Genomic DNA, 20,393 nt, shown 5'->3' with positions numbered 1-20,393 from the left:
CTAAATTCGGTTCACGTCGGTTAACAACAATAATGAGTCTGCGAGGCCTTCCGTGATCCAGTTTTTACTTAACCAGGAACTCCGTAGCGAGCACGCCCTGGACCCGAATCTGACTGTGCTCAATTACCTGCGTGAACACGTGGGCAAGCCCGGCACCAAAGAAGGTTGTGCCAGTGGCGACTGCGGCGCCTGCACCGTGGTGGTTGGCGAGTTGCAGACCGATGACACCGGGCGTGAACATATTCGCTATCGCAGCCTCAACTCGTGCCTGACCTTCGTTTCGTCGTTGCACGGCAAACAACTGATCAGCGTCGAAGACCTCAAGCACAAGGGCGAACTGCACAGCGTGCAGAAAGCCATGGTCGAGTGCCACGGTTCGCAGTGCGGTTTCTGCACCCCCGGTTTTGTGATGTCGTTGTTCGCCCTGCAAAAGAACAGCGATGCGCCGGATCAGGCCAAGGCCCACGAAGCGCTGGCCGGCAACCTCTGCCGCTGCACCGGCTACCGGCCGATTCTCGCCGCTGCCGAACAATCCTGCTGCGGCAAACCAGCGGATCAGTTCGACGCCCGCGAAGCCGAAACCATTGCCCGCCTCAAGGCCATCGCGCCGAACGATATCGGTGAACTCAACAGCGGTGACAAACGCTGCCTGGTGCCGCTGACCGTCGCTGACCTGGCCGACCTCTACGACGCTTATCCGCAAGCGCGGCTGCTCGCCGGCGGCACCGATCTGGCGCTGGAAGTCACCCAGTTCCACCGCACCCTGCCGGTGATGATCTACGTCGGCAACGTCGCCGAAATGAAGCGCATCGAAACCTTCGATGACCGCATCGAAATCGGCGCCGCCACTGCCCTCTCCGACTGCTACGAGGCGTTGAATGCCGAGTACCCGGACTTCGGCGAACTGCTGCACCGCTTCGCCTCATTGCAGATCCGCAATCAGGGCACCCTCGGCGGCAACATCGGCAACGCCTCGCCGATCGGTGACTCGCCACCGCTGCTGATCGCCCTCGGCGCGCAGATCGTGCTGTGCAAAGGCGAAACCCGCCGGACCTTGAACCTGGAAGATTACTTCATCGACTACCGCGTCACCGCGCGCCAGGAAAGCGAATTCATCGAAAAAATCATCGTCCCGCGCGCCAGCGCCGAGCAGTTATTCCGCGCCTATAAAGTGTCGAAGCGTCTGGACGACGACATCTCCGCCGTCTGTGCTGCGTTCAATCTGCGCGTGGAAAATGGCGTGATCAGCGCCGCCCGGGTGGCCTTCGGCGGCATGGCGGCAATCCCCAAACGCGCTGCGCACTGCGAAGCCGTGCTGCGAGGCGCGCCGCTCAACAACGCGGTGATCGAACGCGCCTGCGCCGCGCTGGCCGAGGATTTCACGCCGCTCTCGGACTTCCGCGCCAGCAAGGAATATCGCCTGCTCAGCGCGCAGAATCTGCTGCGCAAATACTTCATCGAACTGCAAACACCGCACATCGAGACTCGGGTGACCGCTTATGTCTAACCATCACGCCGTAGAGAAGACCCAGGCTGAACTGGCCGAACTGTTCGCCCAGGACCTGACCACCGGTGTCGGCCGCAGCGTCAAGCACGACAGCGCCGCCAAGCATGTGTCCGGTGAAGCGCAGTACATCGATGATCGCCTGGAATTCCCCAACCAGTTGCATTTGTATGCACGCCTGTCGGACCGCGCCCACGCGAAAATCCTCAGCATCGACACGTCACCGTGCTACGCCTTCGAAGGCGTGCGCATTGTCATTACCCACGAAGACGTGCCGGGCCTGAAGGACATCGGCCCGCTGATGCCGGGCGACCCGCTGCTGGCCATCGATGACGTGCAGTTTGTCGGCCAACCGGTGCTGGCGGTCGCGGCGAAAGATCTGGAAACCGCGCGCAAGGCAGCGATGGCGGCGATCATCGAATACGAAGATCTGGAACCGGTGCTCGACGTCGTCGAAGCCCTGCGCAAGCGCCATTTCGTGCTCGACAGCCACACCCATCAGCGCGGCGACTCGGCTTCGGCGCTGGCCACGGCTGAACACCGTATTCAGGGCACGCTGCACATCGGCGGCCAGGAGCACTTCTATCTGGAGACACAGATCTCCTCGGTGATGCCCACCGAAGACGGCGGCATGATCGTCTACTGCTCGACGCAGAACCCGACCGAAGTGCAAAAACTGGTCGCCGAAGTGCTCGACGTGTCGATGAACAAAATCGTCGTCGACATGCGCCGCATGGGCGGTGGTTTCGGTGGCAAGGAAACCCAGGCCGCGAGCCCGGCGTGCCTGTGCGCGGTGGTCGCGCACCTCACCGGCCAACCGACCAAGATGCGCCTGCCGCGTGTCGAAGACATGCTGATGACCGGCAAGCGCCACCCGTTCTACGTTGAATACGACGTCGGCTTCGACAGCAGCGGCCGTCTGCACGGGATCAACATGGAGCTGGCCGGCAACTGCGGCTGCTCGCCGGACTTGTCCGCCTCGATCGTTGACCGCGCGATGTTCCACTCGGACAACTCTTACTATCTCGGCGATGCAACCATCAACGGTCACCGTTGCAAAACCAACACAGCGTCGAACACCGCTTATCGCGGCTTCGGCGGCCCGCAAGGCATGGTCGCCATCGAAGAAGTGATGGACGCGATTGCCCGGCATCTGAAGCTCGACCCGCTGGCGGTGCGCAAGGCCAACTACTACGGCAAGACCGAGCGCAACGTCACCCACTACTACCAGACCGTCGAGCACAACATGCTCGAAGAGATGACCGCCGAACTGGAAGAAAGCAGCCAGTACGCCGAGCGCCGCGAAGCGATCCGTCGCTACAACGCCAACAGCCCGATCCTGAAAAAAGGCCTCGCGCTGACTCCGGTGAAATTCGGCATTTCCTTCACCGCGAGCTTCTTGAACCAGGCCGGTGCGCTGATCCACATCTACACCGACGGCAGCATCCACCTGAACCACGGCGGTACGGAAATGGGCCAGGGCCTGAACACCAAAGTCGCTCAGGTCGTGGCGGAAGTGTTCCAGGTCGAAATCGATCGTGTGCAGATCACTGCGACCAACACCGACAAAGTGCCGAACACTTCGCCGACCGCTGCTTCCAGCGGTGCTGACCTGAACGGCAAAGCCGCGCAGAACGCAGCACAGACCATCAAGCAACGCCTGGTCGAATTCGCCGCGCGGCACTACAAGGTCAGCGAAGAAGACGTCGAATTCCGCAACGGCCACGTGCGGGTGCGCGAGCAGATCCTGACGTTCGAAGCGCTGATCCAGCAGGCGTATTTCAATCAGGTTTCGCTGTCCAGCACCGGCTTCTACAAGACCCCGAAAATCTACTACGACCGCAGTCAGGCGCGGGGCCGTCCGTTCTATTACTTCGCCTTTGGCGCAGCCTGCTGCGAAGTGATCGTCGACACCCTGACCGGCGAGTACAAGATGCTGCGCACCGACATCCTGCATGACGTCGGCGCCTCGCTGAACCCGTCGATCGACATCGGTCAGGTCGAGGGTGGTTTCGTGCAAGGCATGGGCTGGCTGACCATGGAAGAGCTGGTATGGAACAACAAGGGCAAGCTGATGACCAACGGCCCGGCCAGCTACAAGATCCCGGCGGTGGCCGACATGCCGCTGGATCTGCGAGTGAAGCTGGTGGAAAACCGCAAGAACCCGGAAGACACGGTGTTCCATTCCAAAGCTGTCGGTGAACCGCCGTTCATGCTCGGGATCGCCGCGTGGTGCGCGATCAAGGACGCGGTGGCGAGTCTCGGTGATTATCAGCATCAGCCGAAAATCGACGCGCCAGCCACGCCGGAGCGGGTGTTGTGGGGTTGCGAGCAGATGCGTCAGCTCAAAGCGGTGAAGGCTGTCGAAGCTAAAACCGAGCTGGCTCCGCTCTAGGACCGAGGCGCGGCCATTCGCGAGCAGGCTCGCTCCCACATTTGGAATGCATTGCCAATGTGGGAGCGAGCCTGCTCGCGAAGAGGCCGGCACAGACAACGAAGATGTCGAGGTGAACATGTACAACTGGATCGACGCCCTCGCCGACCTGCAGAATCAGGGCGAGCCCTGTGTGCTGGTGACGATCATCGAAGAACTCGGTTCGACGCCACGCAACGCGGGCTCGAAAATGGTCGTCAGTGCCGACCGCCTGTTCGACACCATTGGTGGCGGGCATCTGGAATTCAAAGCCATGCAGATCGCCCGCGAGATGCTCGCCAGCGGCAAGCAGGACACCCATCTGGAGCGCTTCAGCCTCGGCGCCAGCCTCGGCCAATGCTGCGGTGGCGCTACGGTGTTGCTGTTCGAACCGATGGGCCAGGTGCAGGCACAGATTGCCGTATTCGGTGCCGGCCATGTCGGGCGCGCCCTCGTGCCGCTGCTGGCCAGCCTGCCCTGCCGGGTGCGCTGGATCGATTCGCGCGAGGCGGAGTTCCCCGAACACATTCCCCACGGCGTGCGTAAAATCGTCAGCGAAGAGCCGGTGGACGAAGTCGATGATCTGCCCGCCGGCAGCTACTGCATCGTCATGACCCACAACCATCAGCTCGATCTGGAGCTGACCGCGGCGATTCTCAAGCGTAACGATTTCACTTGGTTCGGCCTGATCGGCTCGAAAACCAAACGCGCCAAATTCGAACACCGTCTGCGTGATCGTGGTTTCGACCCGAGCGTGGTGCAGCGCATGCGCTGCCCGATGGGCATCGGCGAAGTCAAAGGCAAACTGCCTGTGGAAATCGCCATCTCCATCGCCGGCGAAATAATCGCCACCTACAACGCCAATTTCGGCCAGCACAGCGCCCGCGCCGAACCGATTGCCCGACTGCTGCCCGCCTCGCGCCGCAGCCAGTCCGCCAAACTCAAAGCCTCAAACTGATTAGAGAAACCTCATGCCTCTGACTCGCAAAGCCTACCGCGCCGCCATCCTGCACAGCATTGCCGACCCTGCCGAAGTCGGCATCGAAGCCTCTTATGAATATTTCGAGGACGGCCTGCTGGTGGTCGACGACGGCAAGATCAGTGCCCTCGGCCACGCCAGCGAACTGCTGCCAACCCTGCCGGCAGATATCGAGATCAACCATTATCAGGATGCGCTGATCACACCGGGCTTTATCGACACACACATTCACCTGCCGCAGACCGGCATGGTCGGCTCCTACGGCGAGCAACTGCTCGACTGGCTGAACACCTACACCTTTCCCTGCGAAAGCCAGTTTGGTGATAAGGCTCACGCCGACGAAGTGGCCGATATTTTCATCAAGGAACTGCTGCGCAACGGCACCACCACGGCGCTGGTGTTCGGCAGCGTGCATCCGCAATCGGTGAATTCGTTTTTCGAGGCCGCCGAGAAGCTTGATCTGCGCATGATCGCCGGCAAGGTGATGATGGACCGCAATGCCCCGGACTATCTGGTCGATACCGCCGAATCCAGCTACGTCGACAGCAAGGCGCTGATCGAGCGCTGGCACGGCAAGGGTCGCTTGCACTATGCGGTGACGCCGCGTTTCGCACCGACCAGCACCCCGGAACAACTGACCCTTGCCGGGCAATTGCTGACGGAATATCCGGATCTGTACATGCAGACCCACATCAGCGAAAACCTCAAGGAAATCGAGTGGGTCAAAGAGCTGTTCCCGGAGCGCAAGGGTTACCTCGACGTCTACGATCACTACCAGTTGCTTGGCGAACGCTCGGTATTCGCCCACGGCGTGCACCTGTGTGACGAAGAATGCGCGCGACTGGCGGAAACCGGCTCGGCGATCTCGTTCTGCCCGACCTCGAACCTGTTCCTCGGCAGCGGCCTGTTCAACCTGCCGATGGCCGAGAAGCACAAGCTCAATGTCGGCCTCGGCACCGACGTCGGCGGCGGTACCAGTTTCTCCCTGCTGCAAACCCTCAACGAAGCCTACAAGGTCATGCAACTGCAGGGCGCGCGGTTGAGCCCGTTCAAGTCGCTGTATCTGGCGACCCTGGGTGGTGCGCGGGCGCTGCGTCTGGAAGACAGGATCGGCAATCTGCAACCGGGCTCCGATGCCGACTTCCTGGTACTGGATTACAACGCCACGCCGCTGCTGAGTTATCGCTTAAAGCAGTCGAATAACATTGCCGAGACATTGTTTGTGTTGATGACCTTGGGCGATGACCGGACGGTGCAGCAGACTTACGCTGCGGGGGCGCTGGTGCATCAGCGCTAACCTCTTCGCACTGATCGTTCCCACGCTCTGCGTGGGAATGCAGCCCGTGACGCTCCGCGTCACTGGACGCGGAGCGTCCCTAGAGGCGTTCCCACGCAGAGCGTGGGAACGATCATCCCGGTGGTGTTTACCCCTGGGGATTTTTGATGCCGGTCAGGTTGTCTTCGCGAGCAGGCTCGCTCCCACCTTTGAAATGCATTCCCCTGTGGGAGCGAGCCTGCTCGCGAAAGCCGCGACTCTGTTTCAGCTTAGAGCTTGGCCGCTGGACGCCCCGGCTTCTTGGTCTGCAACAAATGCGAGAACACCGCATGCAGATCATCCGACGCGCCTTCCTCGTCGAGGTTGAGCTTGCTGTCGATGTGATCCATATGATGCATCATCAGGTTCACCGCCAGTTCGCCGTCGCGCTTTTCGATGGCATCGATCAGCTGCGTGTGTTCGTCGTACGAGCAGTGCGAGCGGTTGCCGCTTTCATACTGGGCAATGATCAGCGAGGTCTGCGAAACCAGGCTGCGCTGGAAGCTGATCAACGGTGCGTTCATCGCCGCTTCCGCCAGTTTCAGGTGGAATTCGCCCGACAGACGAATACCGGCACCGCGATCGCCGCGCGAGAAACTGTCGCGCTCATCGTTGACCATCTGCCGCAATTCGGCGATCTGCTCGGCCGTGGCGTGCTGCACGGCCAATTCAGTGATCGCACGCTCGACCAGACGGCGGGCGAGGAACACTTGACGCGCTTCTTCAACACTCGGGCTGGCTACGACGGCGCCACGATTCGGCCGCAACAGCACCACGCCTTCATGGGCCAGACGCGACAGCGCGCGGCGAATGATGGTGCGGCTGACCCCGAAGATTTCCCCCAGCGCCTCTTCGCTCAACTTGGTACCGGGCGCCAGACGCTGTTCGAGGATGGCCTCGAAGATATGCGCGTAGACAATATCGTCCTGGGTTCCGCTGCGGCCGGCTTTGCCTGCTCGCGGTTGTTTCTTGAGGGGTTGCAACTGTTCGTTCATGGGCACTCGAGTCGGGAAAACTGCGGCGAATAGACCGTGACTGTAATACGGCACAGTAGGTCGCTGGCAAGTATCGCGTAAAAAACAGCGCGATTGTACACAATGAATGGTGGCAACACGACTGTACGGCTGTTTGCGCCTGCGGCTGTATTGCAACGGTTTGTCAGGTTTGAGTTTAGGCTTGATCGCAGAATCCGCTGCATGACCGCAATCCCCCGTGGGAGCGAGCCTGCTCGCGAAAGCCATTTCACATTCACTATGAATGTTGACTGACATAGCGCTTTCGCGAGCAGGCTCGCTCCCACAGAGGTTCTGTGTTGTGGCGGACATCTCCATTGGTATAAGGAACACCGCCGTCATGACCGACGCTACCCACGCCCGCCTGCGCCCTCTTGCCGACACCTCGCCTTCCGCCATCGTCGCCGGTTTCATCGCGATGATGACCGGCTACACCAGTTCGCTGGTGCTGATGTTCCAGGCCGGGCAAGCGGCCGGCCTGAGCAGCGGGCAGATTTCCTCGTGGATCTGGGCGATTTCGATCGGCATGGCGGTGTGTTCGATTGGCCTGTCGCTGCGCTATCGCACACCGATCACCATCGCCTGGTCGACACCCGGCGCGGCGTTGCTGATCACCAGCCTGGGCGGAGTCAGTTACGGCGAGGCGATCGGCGCCTACATCACGTGCGCGGTACTGGTGACGATCTGCGGCCTGACCGGCAGCTTCGAACGGCTGGTGAAAAAGATCCCGGCCTCTTTGGCGGCAGCTCTGCTGGCAGGGATTCTGTTCAAGATCGGCAGCGAAATCTTCGTCGCCGCGCAACACCGTACCGGGCTGGTGCTGGGAATGTTCTTCACTTATCTACTGGTCAAGCGCCTGTCGCCACGCTATGCGGTGCTCGCAGCGCTGCTGATTGGCACTGCGCTGTCGGGCTTCATGGGGCTGCTGGATTTCAGCGGCTTTCACCTGGAAGTGGCCACCCCGGTGTGGACCACGCCGCACTTCTCCCTGGCCGCTACCATCAGCATCGGCATTCCGCTGTTCGTGGTGGCGATGACCTCGCAGAACATGCCCGGCATCGCCGTGCTGCGCGCCGATGGCTATAACGTCCCGGCCTCGCCACTGATCACCACCACCGGCATCGCCTCGCTGTTGCTGGCGCCGTTCGGCTCCCACGGCATCAACCTCGCGGCCATCAGCGCGGCGATCTGCACCGGTCCGCATGCTCATGAAGATCGCAACAAGCGTTACACCGCAGCGGTGTGGTGCGGGGTGTTCTACGGGATTGCCGGGGTGTTCGGTGCCACGTTGGCGGCGTTGTTTGCCGCGTTGCCGAAAGAACTGGTGCTGTCGATTGCGGCGCTGGCGCTGTTCGGCTCGATCATCAATGGCTTGAGCATTGCCATGAGCGAGGTGAAAGAACGGGAAGCGGCGTTGATCACCTTCATGGTCACGGCGTCCGGGCTGACGCTGTTTTCCATTGGTTCGGCGTTTTGGGGGATCGTGGCGGGGGTTTTGACGCTGGTGATTTTGAATTGGCGCAGAGCTTAAGATCAAAAGCCCCTCACCCTAACCCTCTCCCAAAGGGAGAGGGGACTGACCAAGGTGCTCGGAAGATATACGCCGACGAGGGATATCAAGTCGAACTCACATCCCGAAAAGCCCACAGATCGGCTCCCTCTCCCTCGGGAGAGGGCTGGGGTGAGGGGCGAGTCCACCATCAAATCCAAGCCGTATCACCTAAACACCAGACGAAAAAAAACGGCGACCCTCAGGTCGCCGTTTTTTCAGTATCACTTAGCCGCGTTGATCGGCTTTTCCGGATACCACACATCCAGCAGCGGGCTGACTTCGTACTTGGTCAGCTCGGAGCGGTTTTTCAGCCAGGCTTCAACGGCAGCGCGCTGCTCTTCGTTGACCGAGCCACGCTTCTGCAGGCACACCAGACCGAAGTCGTCGCCGCCAACATAACCCAGACCGTTGGCTTCCATGGCTTCTTTGATGAATGCTTCGAGGAAAGCGTCAATGGCTTCTTCGGACAAGTCTTCTTTGAAGTCCAGGTTCAGTTCGAAACCCAGCTCTTGAAATTCATCAACGCACAGTTTTTTGCGCAGACGCTGGGAACGGTTAGTCGCCATTGGAACAATCCTCTTAAGTAATAACGGCCGGCACTTTACCAGTTTAAGCCAGCGATTGCCCGACTCTCTGGCCGCTGCGGCCGACCGCCCGTAAAAAAATAAGCGATTGCCCGGGCCTGACACGGCACAAGCTGTTACAGCTTGGGGCATAATGCCGACACTTTCATGACCACTGAGGGCCTTTTCATCCATGTCCTCCTCTTTTTTCCCCTCTTTTGCAGGGTTTTATTGCATATGATCAAATCGTTGCGTCCACTGTTTCTCGCCGGCCTTCTTCTGCCTCTGGCCTTGCCTGTCTCCGCTGCCACCATCAACACTTCCCTAACCCCGAACGTCGAAAAAGCCCTCAAGGCCAGCAAGCTGCAGCCCACCGCGCTGTCGCTGGTGATGGTGCCGCTCGACGGTCCGGGCACGCCGACCGTGTTCAACGCCGACGTCTCGGTCAACCCGGCCTCGACGATGAAACTGGTCACCACTTACGCGGCGCTGGAAATGCTCGGCCCCAACCATCAGTGGAAAACCGAGTTCTACACCGACGGCGACCTGAGCGGCGGCATTCTCAACGGCAACCTCTACCTCAAGGGTGGCGGTGACCCGAAGCTGAACATGGAGAAACTCTGGCTGTTGATGCGCGACCTGCGCGCCAACGGCGTGACGCAGATCACCGGCGACCTGATCCTCGACCGCAACTTCTTCGTGCAGCCGCAATTGCCGGAATTCAACGATGACGGCAACGACGACAACAAGCCGTTCCTGGTCAAGCCCGACTCGCTGCTGGTCAACCTCAAGGCCCTGCGCTTTGTTGCGCGCAATGACGGTGGCCGCGTGTTGATTTCCGTGGAGCCGCCGATCGCGAACATCCGCATCGAAAACACCGTCAAAGCCCTGCCGTCCAAGCAATGCACCGGCGGCGTGCGCTACAACCCGGTGCCGCAGGCCGATGGCAGCGTGACCGTGACCGTTGGCGGCCAGTTGGGCGAAGGCTGCAGCTCGCAGACTTACCTGTCGCTGCTCGACCACGCGACCTACACCGCCGGCGCCGTGCGGGCGATCTGGAAGGAACTGGGTGGCAGCATTCAGGGCAAGGATCGTCTGGCGCCGACGCCGAGCAGCGCCAAACTGCTTGCCCGTGCGTACTCGCCGGATCTGGCCGAGATCATCCGCGACATCAACAAATACAGTAACAACACCATGGCCCAGCAGCTGTTCCTCAGCCTTGGCCAGCGTTTCCGCAACGATGCCGACGGTGACGACGCCCGGGCAGCGCAGCGCGTGGTACGTCAGTGGCTGGCGAAGAAAGGCATCACCGCGCCGCATCTGGTGATGGAGAATGGTTCTGGTCTGTCGCGGGCCGAGCGGGTCAGTGCGCGGGAAATGGCCAACATGCTGCAGGCCGCCTGGCACAGCCCGTACGCCGCCGAATACATCAGCTCGCTGCCGATCGCCGGCACCGACGGCACCATGCGCAAACGTCTGAAAACCACGGCGATGCGCGGTGAGGCGCACGTCAAGACCGGCACCCTGAACACCGTGCGCGCGATTGCCGGTTTCAGCCGTGATGTGAATGGCAATACCTGGGCGGTGGTAGCGATCCTCAACGACAAGGCCCCGTTTGGTGCATCGTCGGTGCTCGATCAGGTGCTGCTGGATCTGTACAAACAGCCGAAACTGCCGCAGACCGCTTCGGTGCTGTAGGCGCAGCAGATGCAATTGAGGGAGCGAGCCTGCTCGCGAAGGCGTCGGTTCAGTCAGCATGTTCAGTGACTGTCACACCGCTTTCGCGAGCAGGCTCGCTCCCACAGAAAATCAGCGCCAGATCCCCTCTGCCCCACAGGGTCAGGTGTCAGGTTCGAATCAGCTCATCTCCCGCTCAACCCGATCCCGGCCATTCTGCTTCGCTGCGTAAACCCCTGAGTCAGCGCGCAGCAACAACGCATCCGCGCCCTCCCCCGGCCGCCAGCTGGCGATGCCGAAACTGGCGGTGACCACGCCAACCACATCCACCGGCGCGCTGCGCAGGCCTTCCCACAACTCCATCGCCAGCATGTACGCGTGCTCGCCGTCGATGTCCGGGCACAGCACCATGAACTCTTCGCCGCCCAAACGGCAGAACACATCGGTGCGACGCAGACGATGGCCAATTCGCTCGCAGACTGCTTGCAGCACACGGTCGCCGACGGCGTGGCCGTAATGGTCGTTGATGCGTTTGAAGTGGTCGATGTCGAGCATGATTACCGACAACTCGCCGCCGCCCCGCTCGACCCGGGCCATCTCCGTGGTCAGGCGTTCCTGGAAATAGCGACGGTTGTGAATGCCGGTCAGCGAATCGGTGATCGACAACGCGCGCAATTCTTCTTCCACGCGCTTGAGATCGGAGATATCCGAGATATAACCGTGCCACAGCACCCCGCCGCCCGGCAGTTCTTCAGGCGTCGCCTCGCCGCGCACCCAGCGCAGGCCGCGCTCGGGCAGTTGCACGCGGTATTCCTCGCGCCACGGGCTGAGATTTTCCGCCGATTCGCGGATTGATGAGCGCACGCGAATCGCGTCCTGCGGGTGAATGCGGCTGAAAATCGCCTCGGAGTCGAGCAGCAGCACATCCGGCTCCAGCTCGTAGATTTCGCGGATGCCATCGCTGGCGTAGATCACGCTGAAGCGTCCGTCGAATTCCATTTTGAATTGGTAAATGCCGCCCGGAACATGGGCGCTGAGCTTCTTCAGCAACGTGTCGCGTGCTGCCAGCACTTCGTGCACGCGTTTGCGCTCGGTGATGTCGATGCAGATCGCCAGATGACCGACCCACAGGCCTTGCTCGTCAAGCACCGGCGTGGCGAGCATGTTCACCGGCAGATGACTGCCATCGCTGCGCACCATGGTCCATTCGCGTGCTTCATGGCCGCCGACTTCGCCGCCCTCGACCAGCATCGCGTGGCAAGTCGGGATGCTTTTGCCGTAGCGCGCACTCAACTCGGCCGAACGCGTCGCCAGTTCCCTGGGTAAATGCAGGTTCTCCAGGGTCATGCGCCCGACCACTTCGGCGCTGCTGTAGCCGAGCATTTGCTCGGCACCGGGATTGAAAGTGTTGATCACGCCGCGCAGGTCGGTGGCAATGATCGCGACCTGAGTGGCGGCATTCAGCACGCCGCGCAACTGACCGTGGGTGCCGCGCAGTTCCTGCTCGCGCTCGTGCAATTCCTGGGTGCGCACCTCGACCAGCCGCACCGCGCGCTGGCGCTGGCTGACCAGCACGTAAAGCAAGGCGCTGAGCAATGCGCTGAGCAAGCCGCCAAGAATGATCACGCTGCCCACCGACGAATGGTTGGCCTGCATGAACGCCTCGCTCGGAAGGATATCGACCTGATAGTCGTGGTCGGCCATGCGCAGCAAGCGCGTCGCCGCCAGATCGCCGGGCACCGCCTCGTTGCTCGATTCGAACAGCGCCTCGTGCTGATCTTGGGTCGACAGGTCGAGAATGCGCACCGACAGGTAATCGTGCAGGGCATCGGGCAAACCATCGGCGAGCAACTGGCGCATGCTGATCACCGCCATCACATAGCCGAACGGCTGCGATTCTCCGGCGCGACTGACCGGCGCCAGTAGCAACACCCCACGCGCGTAGGACGGCTCAATCCCGACCAGGTGCATCGGTTGCGACACCGCCATGCTGCCGAGCTGGTCGGCGCGTTGCAGGGTTTCGCGGCGCAAGGGTTGGGCGAGCAAGTCATAACCCAGTGGTGGCGCCAATCGGCTTTGGGTCTGGGTGTACAGCACCGGCACATATGCGTCGCGCGCTGCCGCCAGTTGCAGCTCGCCATTGGCGTCGAGCTCGCGAATGGTGAAGTTGCTCAGGCCTTCGTCACGCACCTGCTGTTCGAACGCGGCGCGTTCGGCACCACTGACTCTCGGGGCATAGGTATAGGCTTGGGTGCGCAGCAATAAAGGGCGGGAGTAGCCGTCGAATTCGGCGCGGGACACCGATTCGGAGTTGGCGAAGAACCGGCGCAGACTATCGAGACGTTGCTCCTGGTCCTGAAAACGTTCGGCGATACGGCTGTAGCGTTCGTTGGCCAGCAGTTGAAAGCGCTGACGCGATTGTTGCTGAAACTGGTTGAAGGTGCCCCACGCGAGCAGCCCGGTGAGAATCCCGCCGGCAAGCAACACCAGCAAAGCGACCAGCCAGGCTGAGACGTCTTCACTGATGAAACCGAGGATTTTCGGGCGCACGGGGTGCAACGGCATAAGCACGACTCACTCCGCCAGATTCACGGGAAAACCCCATTGGCGGTGTGTGAGTTATAGCTATTAGCCACTAATTTAGCCAGCACCGCTGGATCCACCGAGCCGTTAAAAATCAAGGCTCTGTGGATCCAACCAGTGAAAGCGTCAACGAGCCGTGATTTTCCAGGCGCGGTGGATCTTGGTATTGCGGGCGAAATCCGGATCAATGGTCTGCGCACTGATTTCCTCGACCGCATAACGCTCGGCGAGGTTTTCCTCCAACTGGAACTTGCGGAAGTTGTTGGAGAAATACAGCACGCCACCCGGTGCCAGCCGCGCCATCGCCAAGTCGATCAACTGCACCTGATCGCGCTGTACGTCGAAGATGCCTTCCATGCGCTTGGAGTTGGAGAACGTCGGCGGGTCGATGAAGATCAGGTCGTATTCGTCGCGGCTGCTTTCCAGCCACGCCATCACATCACCCTGCTCCAGACGGTTCTTGTCCGAGAAGCCGTTCAGCGACAGGTTGCGTCGCGCCCAGTCCAGATAGGTTTTCGACAGGTCGACGCTGGTGGTGCTGCGCGCGCCGCCCTTGGCCGCGTGCACGCTGGCGGTCGCGGTGTAGCAAAACAGATTGAGGAAGCGTTTGCCGGCCGCCTCTTTCTGAATGCGCATGCGCATCGGCCGGTGATCGAGGAACAGGCCGGTGTCGAGGTAATCGGTGAGGTTGACCAGCAGCTTCACGCCACCTTCATTGACTTCGACGAACTTGCCCTGCGCAGCCTGACGCTCGTACTGCTTGGTGCCGCTCTGCCGCTCGCGGCGCTTGACCACCACGCGGTTCTTGTCGACGTTCAACGCCTGCGGTATGGCCGCCAGCGCATCGAACATGCGCGCCGAGGCTTTTTCCGGGTCGATGGATTTCGGCGCGGCGTATTCCTGAACGTGCACCCAGTCGTGGTACAGGTCGATGGCCATTGCGTATTCGGGCATGTCGGCATCATAGACGCGGTAGCAATCGATGCCTTCGCGCTTGACCCACTTGCCCATCGCCTTGAGATTTTTCTGCAAGCGATTGGCAAACATCTGCCCGCCTTCGCTCAGGCGCGGCTGTTCGATCACTGGCGCCGGGGCTGGCGTCGGCTTGATCGGGTTGCCGTTCTTGTTGAACTTGCGCTCTTGCGGCTCGTCCGGGGTCTGGTCGTAAGCCGCTTGCTCGCGCTCGGCCTGGCGCTGTTCCGGAGTGCGGCGTTCGCCAGTGACGAACTGATCCGGCAGAACCTTGATCAGCAGCAGTTTGCACGGCAGCGCGCCGTTCCAGAACGAATACTGCTTATGGCTGCGGATACCCATGCGCTTGCCCAGATCCGGGGCGCCGGTGAACACCGCCGCTTCCCAGTTCAGGCAGGCCTGACGCAGACGCTCGCCGAGGTTCTGGTAGAGATACAGCAGGCTGGCTTCGTCACCGAGACGCTCGCCGTACGGCGGGTTGCAGATGACCAGACCTTTCTGGTTCTGATCCGGGCGCGGCTCGAAGGTCGCCACTTCGCCCTGGTAGATCTTGATCCACTCGCTGAGGCCGGCGCGCTCAACGTTATTGCGGCCTGGCTGAATCAGTCGTGGATCGGCTTCGTAACCGCGAATCCACAGCGGCGGTTTGGCCAGACCGGCGGCGGCACGCTCGACGGCTTCTTCGTGGAGTTTTTTCCACAGTGCCGGCACATGACCGAGCCACGCGGTAAAGCCCCACTGCTCGCGACGCAGGTTCGGCGCCATGTCGGCGGCAATCATCCCCGCTTCGACGAGAAACGTACCGACACCGCACATCGGGTCAGCCAGTGCGCCACCTTCGGCGGCAATTCGCGGCCAGCCGGAACGAATGAGGATTGCCGCCGCGAGGTTTTCCTTCAGCGGCGCGGCGCCCTGCTGCAAGCGATAGCCGCGCTGGTGCAGGCTGTGGCCGGACAGGTCGAGGGACAGAATCGCTTCGCCGCGATCCAGACGCAGGTGAATGCGCAGGTCCGGGTTGAGTTTGTCGATGGATGGACGATCGCCCTGCGGCGTGCGCAGTTTGTCGACGATGGCGTCTTTGACTTTCAGCGCGCCGAAGTGGGTGTTGTCGATGCCCGAGCCGTGGCCGCTGAATTCGACGGCCAGGGTGCCGTCGCTGAGCATGTGATCCTGCCAGTCGATGTCGAGCACGCCGTGGTAGAGGTCTTCGGCGTCCTTCATCGGGAAACGCTTGAGCACCAGCAACACACGGTTGGCCAGACGCGACCAGAGGCACAGGCGATAAGCGGTTTCCATGGTCGCCATGCCACGCACGGCGGAGGTGTGCTCGCGCGCTTCTTCAAGGCCAAGCCCGACGGCTTCCTCGATGAGCAGGCCTTCAAGGCCTTTGGGGCAAGTGAGGAAGAGTTCGAAACGATCGGACATGGTAATTCCAGAGCCTTTGGCTAGTGGGCCGGCAACGCATTGCCGACCCGGTTTTCAATCAGGCGCTTTTCTGAAAGAGCGCCCGCGTGGCACGAAGGTGTGCCGTTCCATCCCCGCTGCTCGGGTTAAAAGAGCTTAGATGCCGGGACAGATAAAAAAGTTGGTGAAACAAAAAGACTGAAAGCGACCCTTCGTCGAATATTACCCAAGCGCAAACGTGGGTCATTCTCACTAAAGGATTAACCCCCTGAGTCAGCGGGGCGCCGATCATACCGGGGTTTGCGCAATGAACGTTGAATAAATACGCGGTTACTTATCGCCATAGCATCCTTTACGTTACGTGCTTATGACAAAACGATCATTCCCTCGGTGTGACTCATTGGTTAGAACTGAGCACAGGTTGACGTCGCAACGGCGTCAACACCTTGGCTCGCCACGCCGGCAGCGAGCCGCACGATGGCAGGTTTTTTCTGCCAGACCTCAATTGAGGTCAACGCGACACTACAGTCAACAAGTGAGGGAAACACCCTATGAGAAGACTTAAGCGTGATCCGTTGGAAAGAGCATTTTTGCGCGGATATCAATATGGCGTTGGTGGCAAATCCCGTGAGCTTTGCCCATTTACTCTACCGTCGGTACGTCAAGCCTGGATCAACGGCTGGCGAGAAGGACGCGGCGACAACTGGGACGGTATGACCGGCACTGCGGGAATCCACAGACTCAACGAACTTCACGCCGTCGGCTGACACAGGGCATTTATTCCGACACGACAATCTGAATCTGCACTGAATTAACCACGCACGTCCCTCCCGGACGGCGGGCTACGGCCCAGGGGCTCCTTCGAGGAGCCCTTTTTTATGCCTGCAAAAAGGGTTAACCGGGATCCACGTGGCGAGGGGATTTTATCCCCGCTCGGCTGCGCAGCAGTCGCGAAGTCCAAACTTCAATCTACCTGGCATATCACTGTGGAAGGTTTGGGGCTGCTGAGCAGCCCAGCGGGGATAAATCCCCTCGCCACAAAGGCTCCCCAAGGCCTCGGCAATCCTCAGCGCAACGCGGCGATGGCGTCTACCGATTCACGAATCAGCGCCGGGCCTTTGTAGATGAAGCCCGAATAGATCTGCACCAGGCTTGCACCGGCGGTGATTTTCTCCGCCGCGTGCTTGCCTTCGGTAATCCCGCCCGCAGCAATGATCGGCAAACGCCCGGCCAATTCGCCCGCCAGCACCTTCACGGTATGGGTGCTCTTTTCACGCACCGGCGCACCCGACAGACCGCCCGCCTCGTCGCCATGCTCCATGCCTTCGACGCCGACACGACTCAAAGTCGTATTGGTGGCGATCACCGCATCCATGCCGGTTTCGATCAAGGCTTGGGCGACCTGCGCAGTTTCTTCGTCGGTCATGTCCGGCGCGATCTTGATCGCCAGCGGCACATGCTTGCCGTGACGCAGAGCCAGTTCGGCGCGGCGCGTGGCCAGGTCCGCGAGCAATTGCTTGAGCGAGTCGCCGAACTGCAGGCTGCGCAGGCCCGGGGTGTTTGGCGAGCTGACGTTGACGGTGACGTAGCTGGCGTGGGCGTAAACCTTGTCCAGGCAGATCAGGTAATCGTCGACCGCGCGCTCGACCGGGGTGTCGAAGTTCTTGCCGATATTGATGCCCAGCACGCCCTGGTATTTCGCCGCAGCGACCCGCGCCAGCAGGTTATCCACGCCAAGGTTGTTGAAGCCCATGCGGTTGATGATCGCCTCGGCTTCCGGCAGGCGGAAGATCCGTGGTTTCGGGTTACCCGGCTGCGGACGCGGGGTCACGGTGCCGATTTCGACAAAGCCGAAACCCAGTTGCGCAAAGCCGTCGATGGCCGCGCCGTTTTTGTCCAGACCTGCCGCCAGCCCTACCGGGTTCGGGAACTCCAGCCCCATGACGGTCACCGGCATTTTCGCCGGAGCCTTGCACAGCAAGCCGTTGAGGCCCAAACGTCCACCCGCGCCGATCAGATCCAGCGACAGATCGTGGGAGGTTTCCGGGGAAAGTTTGAACAACAGCTGACGGGCCAGGGTGTACATGGGCGGCAATGACTCGGGCGGCGAAAAGAGGCGGCGATTATAGCCGGGCATCGTCCCCCGGCGCGAGGCGCCTGCGCGAATCAGGCGACTGGCATATGCCTTGCACCACCCCGCTCATCAGTCTGCCGACCAATGACGGCGCGCAGGCCAGGACAATGGCGTCGTCCCCGGGTTTTGCCTGCGCAGAATCCGGGACGACGTTTTTTTTGAGGTAGCGTATGAACGAAACGTCCTTGGGGCCTTTGGCCTGGGTCAATGGCAGCGATGCGCCGGAGAAGAGCGCGATCAATCTCGGCTTCATGGCGCTGAGCGACTGCGCCTCGGTGGTGGTCGCCGCCACCCAGGGCTTCGCCCAGCCCTACGGCCTGACGCTGAACCTCAAACGTCAGGCCTCATGGGCCAACCTGCGCGACAAACTGGTCAGCGGCGAACTGGATGCCGCGCACAGCCTGTACGGACTGATTTACGCGGTGCACCTGGGCATCGGCGGCGTCGCCCCGACCGACATGGCAGTGCTGATGGGCCTGAACCAGAATGGCCAGAGCCTGAACCTGTCCCATGGTTTGCAACAGGCTGACGTGAACAGTCCTGAAGCGCTCGATCGGCATGTGCACCAAAGCCGCGCAAAACTGACCTTCGCCCAGACCTTCCCCACCGGCACCCATGCGATGTGGCTTTATTACTGGCTGGCGAGCCAGGGCATTCATCCGTTGCAGGACGTCGACAGCGTGGTAGTGCCGCCGCCGCAAATGGTCGCGCACCTGCAAGCCGGGCGCATCGACGGCTTTTGCGTCGGCGAACCGTGGGCGGCCAGCGCCGTGCAGCAGAATCTCGGTTTCACCCTGGCGACCAGCCAGAGCATCTGGCCCGACCACCCGGAAAAAGTCCTCGGCTGCACCCGGGAATTTGTCGAGCAATACCCCAACACCGCGCGGGCGCTGGTCATGGCCATTCTTGAGGCCAGCCGCTTCATAGAAGAAAGCCCGGAGAACCGCCGCAGCACCGCGCAATTGCTCAGCGCCGCCGAATACCTCGACACCCCCGCCGCCTGCATCGAGCCGCGTTTCATGGGGGATTACGCCGACGGCCTCGGCAATCGCTGGCAGGATCCGCATGCGCTGCGTTTTCATGGCGATGGCGAGGTCAATCTGCCGTACCTCTCCGACGGCATGTGGTTCATGACCCAGTTTCGTCGCTGGGGTCTGTTGCGCGAGGATCCGGATTATCTGGCCGTCGCCCGTCAGGTTCAGCGTCTGGATCTGTATCGCGAGGCCGCCAGCGCGGTCGGTGTTGCGACTTCGTACGCAGACCTGCGCAGCAGCCAGTTGCTCGACGGCAAGGTCTGGGACGGCAGCGACCCGGCGGGCTATGCGCGCAGTTTCAAACTGCACGCCCTGAACGACACCGCCCCCCTTCTCGCCCAGCGCTGACAGGAGACCGCGAACATGTTGCGCATTCTGCTGATCAACGACACCGCGAAAAAAGTCGGACGCCTGAAAGCGGCGCTGACCGAGGCCGGCTTCGAGGTAATCGACGAGTCCGGCCTGACCATCGACCTGCCGGCGCGCGTCGAAACGGTGCGCCCGGACGTGATCCTGATCGATACCGAGTCACCGAGCCGCGATGTCATGGAGCAAGTGGTGCTGGTCAGCCGCGACCAGCCCCGGCCGATCGTGATGTTTACCGACGAACATGACCCGGGGGTGATGCGTCAGGCGATCAAGTCCGGGGTCAGTGCCTACATCGTCGAAGGCATTCACGCACAACGGTTGCAGCCGATTCTCGACGTGGCGATGGCGCGCTTCGAGAGTGACCAGGCTTTGCGCGCGCAATTGCAGGCGCGCGATCAGCAACTGGCCGAGCGCAAGCGCATCGAACTGGCCAAGGGGTTGCTGATGAAGATGAAGGATTGCAACGAGGAACAGGCCTACACGCTGATGCGCCGCCAGGCGATGAGCCGCCAGCAGAAGCTGATTCAGGTGGCGGAGCAGATCATTGCCATGAGTGAGTTGCTGGGCTGAAATTTTCGCTGCAAATCAAGAGCCCCTCACCCTAGCCCTCTCCCGGAGGGAGAGGGGACCGACCGCGTTGTCTTGCGCTGTCCGCCGACCTGAACGACCGAGTCGATTATGGATTCACTCGAAATCGTTCAGATCGGCAAATGATTCGGCCATCCCCCGCTCGGTTCCCTCTCCCTCTGGGAGAGGGCTAGGGTGAGGGGCTTTTGCTTTTCAGCTGTTGGCACAAATCTCGCTAAGTAAACCGCACAGGTAACCAACGGCGGTTGCCCCACCTACGACAAAGACGTCGCTCACCCCGTTCGCCCCCCGGC

Annotated in this window: 14 protein-coding genes; 9 read left to right on the top strand and 5 right to left on the bottom strand. The window is 61.2% G+C overall.

What is annotated here, in order from left to right; all coding sequences use genetic code 11:
* The first annotated feature begins 52 nt into the window (after positions 1-52).
* The 4 genes from xdhA to guaD all read left to right on the top strand — a co-directional run bounded on the left by xdhA (position 53) and on the right by guaD (position 6,193).
* Positions 53-1,507 carry a xanthine dehydrogenase small subunit gene (gene xdhA, locus NF676_RS09675; protein ID WP_252887614.1) on the top strand — a complete coding sequence of 485 codons (1,455 nt, stop codon included), beginning with the start codon at positions 53-55 and terminating at the stop codon, positions 1,505-1,507.
* Positions 1,500-3,899 carry a xanthine dehydrogenase molybdopterin binding subunit gene (gene xdhB, locus NF676_RS09670; RefSeq protein ID WP_252887613.1) on the top strand — a complete coding sequence of 800 codons (2,400 nt, stop codon included), beginning with the start codon at positions 1,500-1,502 and terminating at the stop codon, positions 3,897-3,899. The genes xdhA and xdhB overlap by 8 nt, the downstream gene beginning before the upstream one ends.
* A gap of 118 nt (positions 3,900-4,017) precedes the next feature.
* Positions 4,018-4,875 (top strand): xanthine dehydrogenase accessory protein XdhC, encoded by an 858-nt coding sequence (gene xdhC, locus NF676_RS09665; protein ID WP_073473987.1) that lies wholly within the window; start codon positions 4,018-4,020, stop codon positions 4,873-4,875.
* Between the two features lie 13 nt (positions 4,876-4,888).
* The gene (gene guaD, locus NF676_RS09660; protein ID WP_056784189.1) at positions 4,889-6,193 is read left to right on the top strand and encodes a guanine deaminase; all 1,305 of its coding nucleotides are present in this window, start codon (positions 4,889-4,891) and stop codon (positions 6,191-6,193) included.
* A gap of 248 nt (positions 6,194-6,441) precedes the next feature.
* On the opposite strand, the gene NF676_RS09655 is transcribed toward guaD, so the two are convergent.
* Entirely contained in the window at positions 6,442-7,206 is a 765-nt protein-coding gene (locus NF676_RS09655) for a GntR family transcriptional regulator (protein ID WP_007918375.1), read from the bottom strand.
* A gap of 358 nt (positions 7,207-7,564) precedes the next feature.
* Here NF676_RS09655 and NF676_RS09650 point away from each other — a divergent pair, with 358 nt between their 5' ends.
* A complete protein-coding gene (locus NF676_RS09650) occupies positions 7,565-8,755 on the top strand; it encodes a benzoate/H(+) symporter BenE family transporter (RefSeq protein ID WP_056784186.1) in 1,191 nt (396 codons plus the stop codon).
* A gap of 242 nt (positions 8,756-8,997) precedes the next feature.
* Here NF676_RS09650 and NF676_RS09645 read toward each other — a convergent pair whose 3' ends face one another.
* The gene (locus NF676_RS09645) at positions 8,998-9,342 is read right to left on the bottom strand and encodes a YggL family protein (RefSeq protein ID WP_016773843.1); all 345 of its coding nucleotides are present in this window, start codon (positions 9,340-9,342) and stop codon (positions 8,998-9,000) included.
* A 234-nt stretch (positions 9,343-9,576) separates the two neighbouring features.
* Here NF676_RS09645 and dacB point away from each other — a divergent pair, with 234 nt between their 5' ends.
* Entirely contained in the window at positions 9,577-11,037 is a 1,461-nt protein-coding gene (gene dacB / locus NF676_RS09640) for a D-alanyl-D-alanine carboxypeptidase/D-alanyl-D-alanine endopeptidase (protein WP_252887612.1), read from the top strand.
* A gap of 159 nt (positions 11,038-11,196) precedes the next feature.
* Here the strand turns inward: dacB and NF676_RS09635 are convergent, their stop codons facing one another.
* Complete coding sequence (locus tag NF676_RS09635; RefSeq protein WP_252887611.1) at positions 11,197-13,581, bottom strand: sensor domain-containing diguanylate cyclase; 2,385 nt, start codon at positions 13,579-13,581, stop codon at positions 11,197-11,199.
* 144 nt (positions 13,582-13,725) lie between these two features.
* A complete protein-coding gene (gene rlmKL / locus NF676_RS09630; RefSeq protein WP_024012311.1) occupies positions 13,726-15,996 on the bottom strand; it encodes a bifunctional 23S rRNA (guanine(2069)-N(7))-methyltransferase RlmK/23S rRNA (guanine(2445)-N(2))-methyltransferase RlmL in 2,271 nt (756 codons plus the stop codon).
* Positions 15,997-16,526: 530 nt separating this feature from the next.
* On the opposite strand from rlmKL, the gene rmf reads away from it, so the two are divergent.
* Positions 16,527-16,742, top strand: a complete 216-nt coding sequence (rmf, locus tag NF676_RS09625) for a ribosome modulation factor (RefSeq protein WP_003223300.1) — start codon at positions 16,527-16,529, stop codon at positions 16,740-16,742.
* 299 nt (positions 16,743-17,041) lie between these two features.
* Here the strand turns inward: rmf and NF676_RS09620 are convergent, their stop codons facing one another.
* On the bottom strand, positions 17,042-18,061 hold the full coding sequence (locus NF676_RS09620; RefSeq protein WP_071171588.1) for a quinone-dependent dihydroorotate dehydrogenase: 1,020 nt from the start codon (positions 18,059-18,061) through the stop codon (positions 17,042-17,044).
* 218 nt (positions 18,062-18,279) lie between these two features.
* On the opposite strand from NF676_RS09620, the gene NF676_RS09615 reads away from it, so the two are divergent.
* Positions 18,280-19,491, top strand: coding sequence for a CmpA/NrtA family ABC transporter substrate-binding protein (locus NF676_RS09615; RefSeq protein ID WP_252887610.1), 1,212 nt, complete (start codon positions 18,280-18,282; stop codon positions 19,489-19,491).
* Between the two features lie 15 nt (positions 19,492-19,506).
* Positions 19,507-20,082 (top strand): ANTAR domain-containing response regulator, encoded by a 576-nt coding sequence (locus NF676_RS09610; RefSeq protein ID WP_056784167.1) that lies wholly within the window; start codon positions 19,507-19,509, stop codon positions 20,080-20,082.
* Positions 20,083-20,393: the final 311 nt, after the last annotated feature.

It is taken from the genome of Pseudomonas siliginis (assembly GCF_024072275.1).
Lineage (GTDB): Bacteria > Pseudomonadota > Gammaproteobacteria > Pseudomonadales > Pseudomonadaceae > Aquipseudomonas > Aquipseudomonas siliginis.
Note: the sequence above shows the minus strand (reverse complement) of the source record. Positions and strands in the feature narration are given on the sequence as shown.